Origin of the sequence: Streptomyces sp. NPDC050085 (genome assembly GCF_044460595.1) — a bacterium.
Lineage (GTDB): Bacteria > Actinomycetota > Actinomycetes > Streptomycetales > Streptomycetaceae > Streptomyces.
In genome coordinates this window covers 57411-74281 of sequence record NZ_JBITJZ010000004.1, presented here as the reverse complement: position 1 = coordinate 74281, position 16871 = coordinate 57411, and the positions used below count along the sequence as shown (strand labels likewise).

The following is a 16871-nucleotide window of genomic DNA, read 5'->3' as shown; positions in this document are numbered from 1 at the left end:
AAGGGACCTGACTCATGGGAGCCCAGCTCCGGGTCTACAAGCGTCGCATCCGATCCGTCACCGCGACCAAGAAGATCACCAAGGCGATGGAGATGATCGCCGCCTCGCGCGTCGTCAAGGCGCAGCGCAAGGTGGCGGCCTCCGCGCCGTACGCGACCGAGCTCACGCGCGCGGTCACGGCGGTGGGTACGGGGTCGAACACCAAGCACCCGCTGACGACCGAGGCCGAGACGGCGACCCGTACCGCGGTGCTGCTCCTCACGAGCGACCGCGGTCTGGCCGGCGCCTTCAACTCGAACGCGATCAAGGCCGCCGAGCAGTTGACGGCGCGCCTCGAGGCCGAGGGCAAGGAGGTCGACACGTACATCGTCGGCCGCCGCGGTCTGGCCCACTACAACTTCCGCGAGCGCAAGGTCGTGGAGTCGTGGTCGGGCTTCACCGACGAGCCCTCGTACGCGGACGCCAAGAAGGTCGCGGGTCCGCTCATCGAGGCCATCGAGAAGGACACGGCCGAGGGCGGCGTGGATGAACTCCACATCGTCTACACCGAGTTCGTCTCGATGATGACGCAGACGGCGGTCGACGGCCGCCTGCTGCCGCTCAGCCTCGAGGAGGTGGCGGAGGAGGCGTCGTCCAAGGGCGACGAGATCCTGCCGCTGTACGACTTCGAGCCGTCGGCGGAGGACGTCCTCGACGCCCTGCTGCCGCGCTACGTCGAGAGCCGTATCTACAACGCGATGCTCCAGTCGGCTGCTTCCAAGCACGCCGCCACGCGCCGCGCGATGAAGTCGGCGACCGACAACGCGGGAGAGCTCATCAACACGCTCTCCCGACTTGCCAACGCGGCCCGCCAGGCCGAAATCACCCAGGAAATCAGCGAGATCGTCGGTGGCGCCAGCGCCCTCGCCGACGCGACCGCGGGGAGTGACAAGTAATGACGACCACTGTTGAGACCGCGACGGCCACGGGCCGCGTCGCCCGGGTCATCGGCCCGGTCGTCGACGTGGAGTTCCCCGTCGACGCGATGCCGGACATCTACAACGCCCTGCACGTCGAGGTCAACGACCCGGCCGAGGACGGCAAGAAGAAGACCCTGACGCTCGAGGTCGCCCAGCACCTCGGTGACGGTCTGGTCCGCACCATCTCCATGCAGCCCACCGACGGTCTGGTCCGCCAGGCCGTGGTGACCGACACGGGTGCCTCCATCACCGTGCCGGTCGGCGACTTCACCAAGGGCAAGGTGTTCAACACCCTCGGTGACGTGCTGAACTCCGACGAGAAGTACGACGGCGAGCGCTGGGGCATCCACCGCAAGGCGCCGAACTTCGACGAGCTCGAGTCGAAGACCGAGATGTTCGAGACCGGCGTCAAGGTCATCGACCTTCTCACCCCGTACGTCAAGGGTGGAAAGATCGGCCTGTTCGGCGGTGCCGGCGTCGGCAAGACGGTGCTCATCCAGGAGATGATCTACCGCGTCGCCAACAACCACGACGGTGTCTCCGTGTTCGCCGGTGTCGGTGAGCGCACCCGTGAGGGCAACGACCTCATCGAGGAAATGGCCGACTCGGGCGTCATCGACAAGACCGCGCTCGTCTTCGGTCAGATGGACGAGCCGCCGGGCACCCGTCTGCGCGTGGCCCTCGCGGGTCTGACCATGGCGGAGTACTTCCGCGATGTGCAGAAGCAGGACGTGCTGTTCTTCATCGACAACATCTTCCGCTTCACGCAGGCCGGTTCCGAGGTCTCGACCCTGCTGGGTCGCATGCCCTCGGCCGTGGGTTACCAGCCGAACCTGGCCGACGAGATGGGTCTCCTCCAGGAGCGCATCACGTCGACCCGTGGTCACTCGATCACGTCCATGCAGGCCATTTACGTGCCCGCGGACGACCTGACCGACCCGGCCCCGGCGACGACCTTCGCCCACCTCGACGCGACGACGGTGCTCTCCCGTCCGATCTCCGAGAAGGGCATCTACCCGGCCGTGGACCCGCTGGACTCGACGTCCCGCATCCTGGACCCCCGCTACATCGCGGCGGACCACTACAACACGGCCATGCGCGTCAAGACGGTCCTCCAGAAGTACAAGGACCTTCAGGACATCATCGCGATCCTCGGTATCGACGAGCTCGGCGAGGAGGACAAGCTCACCGTCCACCGCGCCCGTCGCGTGGAGCGCTTCCTGTCGCAGAACACCCACGTCGCCAAGCAGTTCACCGGCGTCGACGGTTCGGACGTGCCGCTGGACGAGTCGATCACCGCGTTCAACGCGATCATCGACGGTGAGTACGACCACTTCCCGGAGCAGGCGTTCTTCCTGTGCGGTGGCATCGAGGACCTCAAGGCCAACGCCAAGGAGCTCGGCGTCTCCTGAAGCCGGTGACGCAAGTCGCTGACTTGCTGCTGACTTCTTGACGGGGGGCGGGTGTCCCGCCCCCCGTCGTACGCCCACTAGACTTTGACCCAACACCCGGTGGCGGATGCTTCCGGGTGGTGACCCGAGGAGCCCACCTTGGCTGCTGAGCTGCACGTCGAGCTCGTCGCCGCGGACCGCAGTGTCTGGTCCGGCGAGGCCACCCTGGTCGTCGCACGCACCACGTCCGGCGACATCGGCGTCATGCCCGGTCACCAGCCGCTGCTCGGTGTGCTGGAGTCGGGCCCGGTGACGATCCGTACGAGCGACGGGGGAACGGTCGTGGCGGCTGTCCACGGCGGCTTCATCTCGTTCGCGGACAACAAGCTGTCGCTGCTGGCCGAGATCGCCGAGCTGTCGGACGAGATCGACGTCCAGCGGGCGGAGCGGGAGCTCGAGCGCGCGAAGGCCGAGGGCGATGCCTCTGCCGAGCGTCGCGCGGACGTCCGCCTGCGCGCGGTGGCGGCGCGCTGACCCCAGCGAGCCCTGTGACACACCTCAGCCGCGGCCCAGGCCGGAGATGACCTCCGGACCGGGTCGCGGCTGAGGCGATCCACAACTGTTTTTGCTGTTCCGTTATCAGGCGTTCGGTCGTCCGGTCGAGAGAAGCGAGGAGGTCGGTGCAGATGGTCCTCGTTCTCGTGCTGTGCGTAGTCGCGGTCGTCGTACTCGTACTGCTGGGGCTGTTCGTCTTCGGGCTGCGGCGCCGGCTCATCCAGCGGTCGGGCGGTACGTTCGACTGCTCGCTGCGGTGGGACGCGCCAGGGCCCGATGAGGACGACACCTCCGGCAAGGGCTGGGGGTACGGCATCGCCCGCTACAACGGTGACCGGATCGAGTGGTTCCGCGTCTTCTCCTACGCGCCCCGGCCGCGCCGCATCCTGGAGCGCGCCGCCATCGAGGTCACCGGCCGCCGTGCCCCGGAGGGCGAGGAGGAGCTGGCGCTGCTGTCCGACGCCATCGTCCTCGCCTGTACGCACCGCGGGTCCCGCCTCGAACTGGCGATGAGCGAGGACGCGTTGACCGGTTTCCTGGCGTGGCTCGAGGCGGCGCCGCCCGGCCAGCGGGTGAACGTGGCCTGATCCGTTCATGGAAGAAGCCGGGCTTACGGGGGGCGTTCCCGTAGGCCCGGCTTCGGTTTGTGGGGTGGCTACTTCAGGCCGGCTACTTCAGGCCGGAGTCGATCGCGGTGACCAGTTCGCCGTTCGACGTGTCTCCCGAGAACTCCCAGAAGAACGCGCCGCCCAGACCCTGCGACTTCGCCCAGCTCATCTTCGAGTTGATGGTCGCCGGGGTGTCGTAGGACCACCAGTCCGAGCCGCAGTGGGCGTAGGCCGTGCCGGCCACCGTGCCGTTCGCGGGGCACTTCGTCTTGAGGACCTTGTAGTCCTCGATGCCCTGCTCGTACGTGCCTGCCGCGGGGCCGGTGGCCGTGCCGCCGGGCGCGTCCTGGGTCACGCCGGTCCAGCCGCGTCCGTAGAAGCCGATGCCCAGCAGGAGCTTGGCCGACGGGACGCCCTGGGCCTTCAACTTGGCAATGGCCTCAGCGGAGTTGAAGCCCTGCTGCGGGATGCCGGGGTACGAGGTGAGCGGGGAGTGCGGGGCCGTCGGGCCCTGTGCGGCCCAGGCGCCGAAGAAGTCGTAGGTCATGACGTTGTACCAGTCGAGGGACTGGGCGGCGCCCGCGTAGTCGTTCTTCTCGATCTTGCCGCCGGCGGAGGCGTCCGCGGTGATGGCGGCGGTGACCAGGTTGCTGGAGCCGAACTTGGCGCGCAGCGCGGTCGTCAGCTTCTTGAGCGCGTCCTGGCCGCTGGTGTCACAGGACAGGCCGCAGGCGTTCGGGTACTCCCAGTCGATGTCGATGCCGTCGAAGACGTCGGCCCAGCGCGGGTCCTCGACCAGCTTGTAGCAGGAGTCGGCGAACGCGGCCGGGTTCTGCGCCGCCTGGGGGAAGCCGCCGGACCAGGTCCAGCCGCCGAAGGACCAGATGATCTTCAGGTTCGGGTGCTTGGCCTTGAGCTGGCGCAGCTGGTTGAAGGCGCCGCGCAGCGGCTGGTCCCAGGTGTCGGCGACGCCGGAGACGGAGTTGGCCGCGGTGTACGCCATGTCCGTGTCGGCGTAGGAGTCACCCATCGTGCACTGGCCGTTCTGCACGTTGCCGAAGGCGTAGTTGATGTGCGTGACCTTCGCGGCGGAGCCGGAGGTCTCCAGGTTCTTGGGGAAGTACTGGCGGCCGTAGACGCCCCAGTCGGTGAAGTAGCCCATCTTCACCTTGTTGCCGGGGGTGGGGTCGGTGCCGCCGCCAGTGGTGTGGACCTTCACGGAGCCGGAGGCGGGTCCTGTCTGGTCGGCGGTGTCGCGGGCCTTGACCGTGTACGAGTAGTCGGTGCCGGCGGTCAGGCCGGTGTCGGAGTACGTCGTCCCGGTCACCGTCGCGACCTTGGCGCCGTCGCGCAGGACGTCGTAGTTCTTGACGCCCTTGTCGTCGGTGGCGGCCGACCAGGAGAGCTTGACCGAGGTGTCGGTGATGGCGGAGGCCGTCGGGGTGCCGGGCGCGGAGGGGGCCGCGTCGCCGGGGACGTCGCCGCCGTCGCAGGAGGCGCCGTTGAGCTTGCAGCCGCTGGGGGCGCCGGCGCCGGAGCCGTTGAACCCGAAGGAGACCGAGGCGCCGGGGGCGAGCGTCCCGTTCCAGGAGAGGTTCTTGGCGGTCCAGTGGTCGGCGGAGTTGGTGACGGTGGCGTCCCAGGCGGAGGTCACCTTCGTGCCGGAGGGGAAGTCCCACTCGACGGTCCATGAACTCACCGACGTGGTACCGGAGTTCTTGATGGTCCACTTGCCCTCGAAGCCCGAGCCCCAGTCCTGGGTCTTGGCGTACGTGGCGGTGACGGCGGTGGCCTCGGCCGCGGCGTGGGACGGGGTCGCGAGACCGACCAGGGCCGCGCCGGGCAGCGCCAGCGTGGCGAGGACCGCGGTGATTCTGTGCCGAAGTCTCTTTCTGGGTACGTCGGTTGAGCGCATCGGTGCTCCTCGGGTGTTTCGGGGGTCCGTGATGGGGGTGGATCCCTGCGACGCCCATGAGCACCGGAGTGGGGGATGTGCTCACCGCAGTGCGGTGAGAATAGAAAGGTCTGGACCAGCGGTCAAGGTCTAAACCAATTACGGGTTTCGGCCAACTTCCTGGGCGAGGACCGCCGCCTGCACCCTGCTGCGCAGGTTCAACTTGCCCAGCAGGCGGCTGACATGGGTCTTCACCGTGGCCTCCGCCATGTCGAGGCGGACCGCGATCTCCGCGTTCGCCAGACCCTGCCCCAGGCAGTCGAGGACCTCCCGCTCCCGGCGGGTCAGCGTCTCCAACTCGGCCGGAACAGTGGCCTGTTCGCCCCTGCGGGGGTGCGCGAACTCGGCGATGAGCCGCCGCGTCACCGCCGGTGCGATCAACCCCTCGCCGCGGGCGACCGTGCGTACCGCATCGAGCAGGTCCTTCGCGTCGGCGCTCTTCAGCAGGAAGCCGGACGCGCCCGCGCGCAGCGCTCCGAAGACGTACTCGTCGAGGTCGAACGTCGTCAGGACAAGGACGTCGGCGAGGGACTCCTCGACCACCGCCCGCGTGGCCGAAACTCCGTCCAGGCGCGGCATCTGTACGTCCATGAGCACCAGGTCGGGCCGCAGCTCGCGGGCCAGCGCCACCGCCCGCTCCCCGTCCTCCGCCTCACCCACGACCTCGATGTCGGGCGCGCTGCCCAGAATGAGCACGAGGCCCGCGCGCACGGCGGTCTGGTCCTCGGCGACGAGTACGCGGATCACGCGGGCTCTCCTTCGGCAGCGGGGTTGTCGAGGGGCAGCGTGGCACGGACCCGCCAGACCTTGTCCACTCCGGCGGCCTGCGCCCCGGCCTCGAACATGCCGCCGAGCAGCGCCGTGCGCTCACGCATGCCGACGAGCCCGGCGCCCGAGCCGGGCGCACGCGGGCCGTCCCGGTCGCCGTACGGGCTGGTCACGCGCACCTCGATCCGCACGGCCGTGCGCTCGACCTCGACGGTGACGCGGCCCGCGGAGGCGTGCTTCAGCGCGTTCGTCAGGGACTCCTGGACGATGCGGTACGCGGCCAGCTCGACGGGCGCGGGCAGGTCGGTGACGCTGCCGGTCAGGGTGAGGGCGGCGTCGAGTCCGTTCGTGCGGGCCTGCTCGACCAGCGCCGCCAGGCCGTCCAGGGTGGGCGCGGCGACCGGCTGCGTATCGCCGCTGGAGTCGCGCAGGATGCCGATCAGGCGACGCATTTCGGCCAGGCCGTCGACGCTGTTCTCCCGGATCGTCTCCAGGGCGGTGCGGGTGGTGGCCGGATCGTCGATGGACAGGGCGGCCGTGGAGTGGATGGCGATCGCCGAGAGGTGGTTCGCCACCATGTCGTGCAGCTCCCGTGCCATCCGGGCGCGCTCGGCGGTGACCGCCTGCGTCCGGTCCATCTCCGCGAGCAGCGCGGTCTGTTCGGCCCGCAGCCGTTCCTCGGCGGCCTTGTCGCGATGGCCGCGCACCAGCATGCCGGTCGCCGCGGGCCCGAACGAGACGAGGCCGGTCGCGACGCCGACCAGGATCGCCTCGGGCCGCCGCCACCAGGCCAGGAAGCCGAGCGTGAGGGCGACCGTGACCAGGCCCGTCGACACCGGAAGGCGGCGGGCGAGGGCCGGGGACCCGTACAGCGCGCCCGCGTACATCAGGTCCGTGAACATCAGGACCGTCGCGAGCGAGCCCTGCGTCAGCTGGTCGGCGACGAGCACGAGCGTGCCCGCGACCACCGTGAACTGCGGCCGGGTGCGGCGCAGCAGCTCCAGGGCGGACATCGCGACCAGCGGGATCAGCAGCCACGAGCCGCCGAACGGCCGCCCGGCGTTCATGCCGAGCCCGATGCCCCACAGTGCGAGCCCGCCGAGCAGTCCCACGACGGCGATGCGGACGTCGTCGCGGTGCGGGCGGGGGAGCGGGAGGTGCATGACTCCATCCAACACGTACGGCGCGAGCGGGGCGTGGTGCCGTGGGACGGAGCCGGGCGCCGTGCGAGTACATCGAAGGATGCAGGCGCACATCGTCACCGGTGACGATGATCGGCGGGCCGGCGCGGGCGAGCCTGTTACCAGGGGCACGAAGTGAGAGGAGCCGTCGCCGTGGTCGTCACGCTGATCGTCATCTGTGAGGTCGCCTTCTGGGTGCTGCTGGCCGGGGGCCTCGCGCTGCGCTACTGGGCGAAGATGCCGCGGGCGAGCGTCGCCGTGCTGCTGTGCGAGCCCCTCCTCGAGGTGGTCCTCTTCGTCGTCACCGCCATCGACCTCAAGAACGGCGCCGAGCCCGACTGGAAGCACGGCCTGGCCGCCGTCTACATCGGCTACTCCCTCGCGCTCGGCCACTACACGATCCAGTGGGTCGACGTCCGCGTCGCCCACCGCTGGGCGGGCGGCCCGCCGCCCTCGACGCCCAAGTACGGGGTGCCGCGCGCGATCCACGAGTGGCAGATCGCGGCCCGCTGGATCCTCGCGGCCCTCATCGCGATCGGCCTGCTGCAGGGCGCGATCTGGTACGTGGGCGACGGCGGGAACACCGGGTCCCTGGTGCAGTGGCAGCAGCGGATGCTGTTCCTGATCGCGATCAACGTGATCATCGCGCTGAGCTACACGGTGTTCCCGAAGAAGGCGCCGGCGGCGGTCTCCGGGCGCAGGTGACATACGCAGGTGAAATACGCTCACCGGGCCATGGGCATAGGCCAAGGGCAGGGCTGACCATGCGGGGATGGACAGCACCCTGGTGGCGGCGTTGATCGGTACGGCGGGCGGTGGTGCCGCCACCGGGCTCGGCGCGTGGTTCCGTGGCCGTGGCCACACCCGCACCGCCCTGCGTCTCGTCTACGCGGAACTGACCCGGCACAGCTCGTCCGTCGTACAGCTGCGGCAGCTGGGGCGGTGGCTGGAGCCACCGTCCCGGTCGGCGTGGGACAGGCACAGCGGGGTGCTCGCCCGGTTGCGCCGCAGTGAGGTCTTCGGCCTGGCCAACCGTGGTTACGAGGCCCTCGACCTGGCCGCGCACGCCACCGAGGACGGGTTGTCGGCCGCGGAGCGCGACGTCATTCTGGAGACGGCCAGCCAGCGCCTGGCCGAAGCGATCAGGGCGGTCGGCACGGCGGGCCGGATGCCCGAGCACGAGATCCTGTCCCGCGTCTCGGCGCTGGAGCCGGGCGCCAGGGCCACGGGTTCCGCACTGCTCCCGCCCGGGATCGACATCCGGCCCGGTGGGACCCTGTTGCCCGGTGCGCCCGCCTACGTGGTCCGGGACGGCACGCTGGAGCTGAGCCCGGGCGCGGGCGCCTCGGACCTGGTCAGGCACGTCGTGTTCGACGCGGCGGGCGGCACGGGGCTCGACGGGCTGCGTCCGGTGCGCTGGAGCGGGCGGGACGCGTACGGGGACGATGCCGTCGACACGGCGTACGAGGCGCTCGTGGCGATGGACCGGTTCGGCACCGAGGTGCTCGGGCTCGCCCCGGACGAGGCGACGCGACGGCCGTACGCGGCGGTCGTCCACTACGGCAGGGGCCACAACAACGGCACCTGGAGCGGGCAGTTCCTGTATCTCGGTGACGGCGACGGGGTGACCTTCGACAACTTCAGCCGACTCGACGTGGTGGCCGCCGAAGGATGGCAGCGACTCCCCGCGTTCGCCCGCTTCACGTTCTCCGGGAGGTCGGGCTCCCTGCACGTCGCCATCCGCGACGTGCTGGCCGCGCTCACCCGTCAGTACGCGCTCGAGCAGAGCGTCGACGAGGCCGACTGGCTGCTCGCCGACGGCCTCGTCCTGGCGGACTCGGGGGGCAACGCCCTGCGCTCGCTCAAGGCTCCGGGCGAGGCGTACGAGAACGAACGCCTCGGCAAGGACCCGCAGGTGAGGCACTTTCGGGACTTCATGGACACCGAGCGGGACACCGGCGGCATCCGGCTCAACAGCGGCATCCCCGCCCATGCCTTCTACCGCCTGGCCATGGAGCTCGGCGGCCACGCCTGGGAGCGGGCCGGACTCATCTGGTGGGATGCGCTGAGCGGTGAACTCCCCGATCTCGTCGAGGACTTCACCACCTGGGCGCGGGCCACCGACCGGGCCGCGGAGTCCCGCTTCGGCACCGACAGCGACGAGCACAAGGCGACCAAGGCCTCCTGGGAGGCGGTCGGCGTCCCCCTGGAAGAGCGGGAAGAAGGCGGCTAACGCTCCCCGCCCGGCACCCACAACACATCCCCGACCGCCTTGTTCGCCGTACGGGCGAGAATGAACAGCAGGTCCGACAGCCGGTTCAGATACGTCGCGGTGAGCGGGTTCATCGTCTCCCCGTGCACCTCGAGCGCCGCCCACGTGGAGCGCTCCGCCCGGCGCACCACCGTGCACGCCTGGTGCAGCAGCGCCGCGCCCGGCGTGCCGCCGGGCAGGATGAAGGAGCGCAGCTTCTCCAGCTCCCCGTTGAAGCGGTCGCAGTCCGCCTCCAGCTTGTCGACGTAGAACTGCTCGACGCGCAGTGGCGGGTATTCCAGGTTCTCGACGACCGGCGTGGACAGGTCGGCGCCCACGTCGAACAGGTCGTTCTGGACGCGCGTGAGCACCGTGACGACCTCCTCGTCGAGGCCGCCGAGCGCGATGGCGGTGCCGAGCACGGCATTGGCCTCGTTGGCGTCCGCGTACGCCGAGATCCGCAGATCGGTCTTGGCGGTGCGGCTCATGTCGCCGAGGGCCGTGGTGCCCTTGTCTCCGGTACGGGTGTAGATGCGCGTCAGATTGACCATGCGGCCAGCGTAGTTATCCCCCGGCCCGGCGGAACGTCCGTGTGCCCACCGTCACGGCGAGCCCGGCGAACGCGGCCGCCACCAGAGCCCCGTACAGCATGTGCGCCGTCCCGTACGCGCCCACGTACGCGTCCCGCATCGCGTCGACCAGATAGCGCACCGGCATCACGTGCGAGAGCACGTCAAGCCACCCGGGCGCGAGCGCCATCGGCAGCATCAGCCCGGACAGCAGCATCGACGGCATGGTGACCGCGTTGATGACGGGCCCGAACTCCTGCGGCGTACTGACCTTGAAGGCCAGCGCGTACGACAGCGACGCCAGGGACACCGTCAGGAGCGCGACGAACGCGAAGCCGATGAGCACGCCCGCGAGCGGCGCCCGCAACCCCATCACCAGCGCGGCCAGCACGAGCAGCACCGCCTGGAAGAGGAAGAGCGCGGTGTCGCGCAGGACGCGGCCGAGCAGCAGCGCGAGGCGGCTGACCGGGGTGACCCGCATCCGCTCCACGACGCCGGAGTTCTTCTCCAGGATGATCCCGAAACCGCAGAACGCGGCGCCGAACAGGCCGAGTTGGAGCAGCAGCCCCGGCACGAGGACCTGCCAGGAGCTGCCGCTCGCGCCGTGCGGCAGGTCGGTCAGGAGCGGCCCGAAGAACAGCAGGTACAGCAGCGGCATCAGGATGCCGAACAGCATCTGGAAGCGGGAGGAGAGGGTCTGGCGGGCGTACCGCCCGAAGATCAGGAGGGTGTCGGAGACCACCGGGGAAAGGGTCCTCATCGTGCTCACACCGCCACCGGGGTCGTGTCCACGGGCGCGGGACCGCGTCCGGTGATGGCCAGGAACGTGTCCTGGAGCGTCGCGTCGATGGACCCGCCGTACCGCAGCTTCAGCGCGCTCGGCGTGCCCTCGGCGGCCACGACTCCCTTGTCCACCACGACGATCCGGTCCGCGAGCGCGTCGGCCTCGTCGAGGTAGTGCGTGGTGAGGAAGACGGTTGTGCCGTACTCGGTACGCAGCCTGCGCACCAGGTCCCACAGATCGGCGCGGGCGCCCGGGTCGAGCCCGGTCGTCGGCTCGTCGAGGAAGAGGACCTTCGGGCGGTGCACGAGCCCGAGCGCGATGTCGAGCCGCCGCCGCTGCCCGCCGGAGAGCGCGGCCGTCCTGCGCTCCAGGAGCCCGGTGAGTCCGAGGCCGGCCGCCAACTCCTTGGCGCGCAACGCCGCTCGGGCCTTCGGCAGCCGGTACAGACGGCCCTGCGTGACGAGCTCCTCGCGCACCGAGATGGTCGGGTCGACGCCGCCGGACTGGGCGACGTAACCGACCGCACGCCGCACGCCCGCCGGGTCGGAGGCCAGGTCGCAGCCCGCGACGGTCGCCGCGCCACCGGTCGGCGGCAGCAGGGTCGTGAGCATCCGCAGGGTCGTGGTCTTGCCCGCCCCGTTCGGACCGAGGAAGCCGAGGATCTCGCCCGGGTCGACGCGCAGGTCGATGCCGCGGACGGCTTCGACCGGGCCCCGTTTCGTGTGGAAGGTCCGGGCCAGGCCGGACGCGCTGATGACTGCCATGCGAGCCAGAAAAACAGAGTCACTGAAATTTTGCAATGTCCCCAAAATTTCAGAGAGACCAGAGAACGACTACGATCGACGGCATGGCAGAGGTGGTCAAAGAGGGGCTCAGGGAGCGGAAGAAGCGCCAGACGCGGCAGTACATCTCGGACGTCGCGACCGGCCTCTTCCTGGCGCGCGGCTTCGACGCGGTGACCGTCGCGGAGGTCGCGGACGCCGCGAACGTCTCCGTGAACACCGTCTACAACTACTTCCCGGCCAAGGAGGACCTGTTCCTCGACCGCTCCCGGGGCGTCGTGGACCGCATGTCCCGCTGGGTGCGCGGCCGGGCGCCGGGGGAGTCGGCCGCGGCCGCCGTCCTGCGCGAACTGCGCGAGGAGATCGAGGCGGTCTCGCCGCGCGTCGGCCTGATGGACGGCTACAGCGCCTTCATGAGCGTGGTGAACGGCGCGCCCGCCCTGCGCTCGCGCCTGTGGGCCATCCAGCAGGAGGTCCACGACGACCTCACCGAGACCCTGCGCGAGGAGACCGGCGCCGGCGCCGACGACCCGCTGCCGGACCTGATGGCGGGTCAGATCGGCTGGGTGCACCAGACCGTCATGGCGGTCATCGGGCGCCGCATGGTGGCCGGCGGCACCCCGGCCAAGGTGTCCAGGGAAGTCCTCGAACTCGTCGACGAGATGGAGGAACTCCTGAGCGAAAAGGTGCTCAACTACGCCGTACGGGACGCCTGATGAGGGGCCGCTGTCCCGGTTCAGTGTGATGTCCGTCATTTGAGACGTGACGCGCATCTCTTCGCGGTCACACCGGCGCTCACTGACGCTAAGGTCCGCAAAAGAGCAATGTGAACAGTGGTTAAGCGGTATGCGGGTACGCGGTGAGAGGGAGTCGCACGTGGCAGGGAAGCTCGCCGTCATCGGAGCCGGACTCATGGGGTCCGGCATCGCTCAGGTCTCCGCCCAGGCGGGCTGGGACGTCGTTCTGCGCGACGTCACCGACGAGGCACTTGCGCGTGGCACCGGTGGCATCAAGGCGTCGTACGACAAGTTCGTGAGCAAGGGAAAGCTCTCCGCCGAGGACGCCGAGGCCGCGCTCGCCCGCATCACCACGACCACCGATCTCGACGCGGTCGCCGACGCCGACATCGTCGTCGAGGCCGTCTTCGAGAAGCTCGAGGTCAAGCACGAGATCTTCCGTGCGCTCGACAAGATCGTGCGCCCCGACGCCGTGCTCGCCTCGAACACCTCGGCCATCCCGATCACCAAGATCGCGGCCGTCACGGAGAACCCCGAGCGGGTCGTCGGCGCGCACTTCTTCTCGCCGGTGCCGATGATGCAGCTGTGCGAGCTGGTGCGCGGCTACAAGACCAGTGACGAAACGCTCGCCACCGCGCGGGAGTTCGCCGAGTCCGTCGGCAAGACCTGCATCGTCGTGAACCGGGACGTCGCCGGCTTCGTGACGACCCGTCTGATCTCCGCCCTCGTCGTCGAGGCCGCGAAGCTGTACGAGTCGGGCGTCGCCACCGCCGAGGACATCGACATCGCCTGCAAGCTGGGCTTCGGCCACGCGATGGGCCCCCTGGCGACCGCCGACCTCACGGGCGTCGACATCCTGCTGCACGCGACGAGCAACATCTACACCGAGTCCCAGGACGAGAAGTTCGCGCCGCCGGAGCTGATGCGCCGGATGGTTGACGCGGGTGACATCGGGCGCAAGAGCGGGCAGGGCTTCTACAAGCACGCCTGACACAGGACGGACCGCGATCCTGACGCGATGTCACCCCTCGGGGTGAATTCGGTATCGGTTCGCTTACAGACGGCAACTTCTGGCGTCCCTAGCCAGTCAGTTGCAGTGACATACCCAGATCACATGGATACCTCTCGTCACGATTGATCGCATGGGGAGCGCATATGTACATCAGGGGCGACCACGCCGAGCTGGTCGTCGGGGGCCGCCTCGACGTCCGCAGCGCGGCGGACGCCCGTACGGTCCTGCACACCGCCGTCGACGACGGCAACGGAGACCTGGTGCTCGACCTGTCCGCACTCGACTCGTGGGACGCGACCGGGCTCGGCGTCATCATGGGTGCCCACCGGCGCGCGGGCCGCTGCGGACGCCGGCTCGTGCTGCGCGGGGTGCCGCCCCAGATGCAGCGCCTGCTCGTGGCGACCCGGCTGCACCGGATTCTGGCCATCGAGGGCGGCATCGGCGTCGAGTCGCTGCCGCGCGTGTGACGCAGGGGAATCCCGCGTGCGCCTGACGGCATGAATCGTTCATTCCTAGCGGAAGCGCGCACAATCCTCACGAGACTGTGACGTCTCGGGCGGCGCGGCACCCCGCCTGTTCGTAGATACTGAGCGAAGGTCTAGGGTTCGGTCGCCCGCGGAATGACGAACCCGCCACGCGGGCACCGGACCAGAAGCGACAGCGCAGTGTGCACAGGCCGGGAGGGGCAAGGGGCACACCACGCTTTTGGGGGGCTTTGACCATGGACCCGATGAACCGGGGACCGGAAGATTTCAGCCAGGACCGGCGCGAGGACGTGCCCGGCGGCAGCCGCCAGCGCCCGCCGCGCGATCCGCTCACACCCGACTTCGGCCAGCCGTCGCCCGCGCTCGCGCGCACCGTGCAGCTGGTCTCCGGCGACTATCTCCTCACCGTCAATCCCGTCGACGGCAGCGAGATCGAACCCTGCCCGCCGGGCGAGCGTCCCGGCAGGCCCGTCAAGTACGACGCCACCGAGCGCATCGAGCTCGCCCGCGCCGCCCGGCCGCCCATGCCGCCGGGACCCGCGCTGCCCCGACTGCCGCTCCTGGAGCGCCAGGAGGACCGCGAGCGGCTCGTCCGGCTCCTCGCGCGCGGCCGTTCCGTACGGCTCACCGGGCCGTCCGGGTCCGGGCGCACCGCGCTGCTCGACCAGCTCGCCGACGACTGCCTCGACATCGCACCCGACGGCGTCGTCCGCCTGACCGGACACCGCCGCTCGGCGAGCGACGTCCTGTACGACCTGTTCGCCGCCGTGTACAACGCGCCGCTGCACCGCCCCGACCGCGCCCTGCTGCTCGAACTCGTCCACGACATCGGCGCCGTGGTCATCCTCGACGACCTCGAGTTCGGCGGCGCCGCGCTCGACGAGCTCCTCGAAGCCACCCCCGAGTGCGCCTTCCTGCTCGCCGCGACGCCCGACGTGCCCGCGCCGTCCGCCGACTCCCACGTCGAAGAGGTCTTCCTCAGCGGCCTCGGCCGCGGCAGCAGCCTGGAGCTGCTCGAGAGGGCCGTCGGCCGTGTCCTCACCGACGACGAGGCGCAGTGGGCCGGTGACCTCTGGTTCGAGTCCGAGGGGCTGCCGCTGCGGTTCGCCCAGGCCGGCGCCCTGCTGCGCCAGCGCGACCTGCTGCGCGCCGACCCGGCCGCGTTCGACGAGTTCGGCTACTACGAGGGCCCCGAAGCCGCCCCGGTGGACGCGCCCTTCGACGCCGCCGACGGACACGAAGTGCCGCTGCCCTCGCTCGCCGACGGTGCCGCGCCCGCCGCGCTGCTCGCCTCCCGGCTGAGCGAATCGGCCCGCGCCACCCTGCGGTTCGCCGTCGCGCTCGGCGGCGAGATCCCGCACCAGGCGCATCTGCCCGCGCTCGTCGGGGACACGCACGCCGACGCGGCCCTCGCCGAGCTCGTCTCCTGCGCGCTCGTCACCGCCGTCGGCAGCCACTACCGCCTCGCCTCCGGAGTGCAGACCCAGCTGGAGGCCGCGGGCTACGGCGACGACACCGTCGGGCACGCCCGCACCGCCGCACGGCACTACGCCTGGTGGGCCGGGCACCCGTCGGTCGGGCCCGAGCGGGTCGCCGCCGAGTGCGACGCGGTCCTTGCCGCGCTCACCGTCCTCGTGCCCGCCCCGGTGGAGGGCGAGACCAGCGACGGTGTGGAGCTGGCCCGTGCGGCCTCGCCCGCGTTCGCCGCGGGGCTCGCCTGGAGCGCCTGGGAGCGTGCGCTGCGCTCGGGCCAGGAGGCGGCGCGGCTCGTCGGTGACGTATCCGAAGAGGCGTACTTCCACCATGAGTTGGGCGTTCTCGCGCTGCTCGGCGGGCACCTCGACCGGGCCCGCGCCGAGCTGGAGGCCTCCATCGGCCTGCGCGGCGCCCTCGCCGACAAGCGCGGCACGATCGCCGGACGCCGGGCCCTCGCGCTCGTCGCGGACCGCTCGGGCGGCGCACTGCCCGGCGGGCGCACGGCCGCCGGGGAAGAAGTCCCGGACGCGATGTACGAGGAGTCCGCGTCGCCGCCCGGTGGCGTGCCCGCCGCGTACGCACTGCCCGAACCGCCGCGCGAGCCGGACACGTTGGTGACCCGGCAGGCGCCGCCCCCGCCCGCCCCGACCGTCGTCGGCGGCAAGGCGCCCTCGCGCAAGTCGATCGTCCACGGCACGCGGCGCAACCTCGTGGCGGCCGGCGCGGGTGCGCTGCTCGCCGCGGTGCTCGGCACGGTCGTCACGCTCGGCGCCACGTCGAACAACAACGAACCGCCGTCCGACAAGGTGGGCACCAACCCGTCGGCCTCGGCGGGGGAGAACGGCGGGGACCTGGGCGCCGACCAGGCCGACCCGGGCAACGGCTCGGGCGGCGGTTCCGGTGGCACCGCGACGAAGCCGACCGACCCCGGCAAGGACGGGATCCCCGGCACCTCCGACGACCCGACGCCGAGCGGATCCTCCGGGGGGCCTTCGGACGACCCGAGCGGGAGCGGATCCCCGCAGGACCCGTCGAAGTCGCCGAGCAAGTCGCCTTCGAAGTCCCCGTCCTCGAAGCCGCCGTCTTCGAAGCCGCCCACGTCCAAGCCGCCGACGAGCCAGCCGCCTTCGTCGCAGCCCCCGTCGTCGCAGCCGCCTTCGTCCCCGCCTCCGTCGTCGTCGCCTCCGGCGACCACGCCGGACACGTCGGACTCGGCGAGTGCTCCGCAGAGCAGTGCGCCGGTGAGCAGTAGCGCCCCGGCGTCCTCGACGGGCAGCGCGTCCAGTTCCGCCGCGGTGATGTAGTCCGCACGGAAAAGCCGCAGTCGCGCCCACTCGGAAGCTGAGCGGGCGCGACTGC

The 16871-nt window shown here is 70.6% G+C and carries 16 protein-coding genes; 10 read left to right on the top strand and 6 right to left on the bottom strand.

Features of this window, described 5'->3' with window-relative positions; translation table 11 throughout:
* Positions 1-14: 14 nt before the first annotated feature.
* From ACIBUY_RS16410 to ACIBUY_RS16395, 4 genes are all read left to right on the top strand, one after another.
* A complete protein-coding gene (locus ACIBUY_RS16410) occupies positions 15-935 on the top strand; it encodes a F0F1 ATP synthase subunit gamma (RefSeq protein ID WP_365563129.1) in 921 nt (306 codons plus the stop codon).
* Positions 935-2371, top strand: a complete 1437-nt coding sequence (gene atpD, locus ACIBUY_RS16405) for a F0F1 ATP synthase subunit beta (RefSeq protein ID WP_365563132.1) — start codon at positions 935-937, stop codon at positions 2369-2371. Before ACIBUY_RS16410 ends, atpD begins: the two co-directional genes overlap by 1 nt.
* A gap of 138 nt (positions 2372-2509) precedes the next feature.
* Positions 2510-2884: a F0F1 ATP synthase subunit epsilon gene (locus ACIBUY_RS16400; protein ID WP_095936680.1), complete on the top strand. Its 375-nt coding sequence runs from the start codon at positions 2510-2512 to the stop codon at positions 2882-2884.
* A 152-nt stretch (positions 2885-3036) separates the two neighbouring features.
* A complete protein-coding gene (locus ACIBUY_RS16395) occupies positions 3037-3492 on the top strand; it encodes a DUF2550 domain-containing protein (RefSeq protein ID WP_365563135.1) in 456 nt (151 codons plus the stop codon).
* An 82-nt stretch (positions 3493-3574) separates the two neighbouring features.
* Here ACIBUY_RS16395 and ACIBUY_RS16390 read toward each other — a convergent pair whose 3' ends face one another.
* The 3 genes from ACIBUY_RS16390 to ACIBUY_RS16380 form a co-directional block, all read right to left on the bottom strand.
* Positions 3575-5428, bottom strand: coding sequence for a glycoside hydrolase family 18 chitinase (locus ACIBUY_RS16390; protein ID WP_365563138.1), 1854 nt, complete (start codon positions 5426-5428; stop codon positions 3575-3577).
* A gap of 138 nt (positions 5429-5566) precedes the next feature.
* The gene (locus ACIBUY_RS16385; RefSeq protein ID WP_365563140.1) at positions 5567-6214 is read right to left on the bottom strand and encodes a response regulator transcription factor; all 648 of its coding nucleotides are present in this window, start codon (positions 6212-6214) and stop codon (positions 5567-5569) included.
* Positions 6211-7398, bottom strand: coding sequence for a histidine kinase (locus tag ACIBUY_RS16380; protein ID WP_365563143.1), 1188 nt, complete (start codon positions 7396-7398; stop codon positions 6211-6213). Before ACIBUY_RS16380 ends, ACIBUY_RS16385 begins: the two co-directional genes overlap by 4 nt.
* 171 nt (positions 7399-7569) lie before the next feature.
* On the opposite strand from ACIBUY_RS16380, the gene ACIBUY_RS16375 reads away from it, so the two are divergent.
* Complete coding sequence (locus tag ACIBUY_RS16375; RefSeq protein ID WP_399152903.1) at positions 7570-8121, top strand: hypothetical protein; 552 nt, start codon at positions 7570-7572, stop codon at positions 8119-8121.
* 67 nt (positions 8122-8188) lie between these two features.
* Entirely contained in the window at positions 8189-9649 is a 1461-nt protein-coding gene (locus ACIBUY_RS16370) for a M4 family metallopeptidase (RefSeq protein WP_399152902.1), read from the top strand.
* Here ACIBUY_RS16370 and ACIBUY_RS16365 read toward each other — a convergent pair.
* Genes ACIBUY_RS16365 through ACIBUY_RS16355 form a run of 3 tightly spaced genes read right to left on the bottom strand, consistent with a single transcriptional unit; the run spans position 9646 to position 11784 of the window.
* Positions 9646-10218: a cob(I)yrinic acid a,c-diamide adenosyltransferase gene (locus ACIBUY_RS16365; protein WP_365563151.1), complete on the bottom strand. Its 573-nt coding sequence runs from the start codon at positions 10216-10218 to the stop codon at positions 9646-9648. The two genes, ACIBUY_RS16370 and ACIBUY_RS16365, sit on opposite strands and share 4 nt — an antisense overlap.
* A gap of 13 nt (positions 10219-10231) precedes the next feature.
* The gene (locus tag ACIBUY_RS16360) at positions 10232-10996 is read right to left on the bottom strand and encodes an ABC transporter permease (RefSeq protein WP_399152901.1); all 765 of its coding nucleotides are present in this window, start codon (positions 10994-10996) and stop codon (positions 10232-10234) included.
* A 5-nt stretch (positions 10997-11001) separates the two neighbouring features.
* Positions 11002-11784, bottom strand: a complete 783-nt coding sequence (locus ACIBUY_RS16355; RefSeq protein WP_399152900.1) for an ABC transporter ATP-binding protein — start codon at positions 11782-11784, stop codon at positions 11002-11004.
* Positions 11785-11867: 83 nt separating this feature from the next.
* Here ACIBUY_RS16355 and ACIBUY_RS16350 point away from each other — a divergent pair, with 83 nt between their 5' ends.
* The 4 genes from ACIBUY_RS16350 to ACIBUY_RS16335 all read left to right on the top strand — a co-directional run bounded on the left by ACIBUY_RS16350 (position 11868) and on the right by ACIBUY_RS16335 (position 16816).
* Positions 11868-12518 (top strand): TetR/AcrR family transcriptional regulator, encoded by a 651-nt coding sequence (locus tag ACIBUY_RS16350; protein ID WP_399152899.1) that lies wholly within the window; start codon positions 11868-11870, stop codon positions 12516-12518.
* 160 nt (positions 12519-12678) lie between these two features.
* Positions 12679-13530, top strand: a complete 852-nt coding sequence (locus ACIBUY_RS16345) for a 3-hydroxyacyl-CoA dehydrogenase family protein (RefSeq protein WP_365563162.1) — start codon at positions 12679-12681, stop codon at positions 13528-13530.
* A 164-nt stretch (positions 13531-13694) separates the two neighbouring features.
* Positions 13695-14018, top strand: a complete 324-nt coding sequence (locus tag ACIBUY_RS16340; RefSeq protein WP_365563165.1) for an STAS domain-containing protein — start codon at positions 13695-13697, stop codon at positions 14016-14018.
* Between the two features lie 254 nt (positions 14019-14272).
* Complete coding sequence (locus ACIBUY_RS16335) at positions 14273-16816, top strand: ATP-binding protein (RefSeq protein ID WP_399152898.1); 2544 nt, start codon at positions 14273-14275, stop codon at positions 16814-16816.
* Positions 16817-16871: the final 55 nt, after the last annotated feature.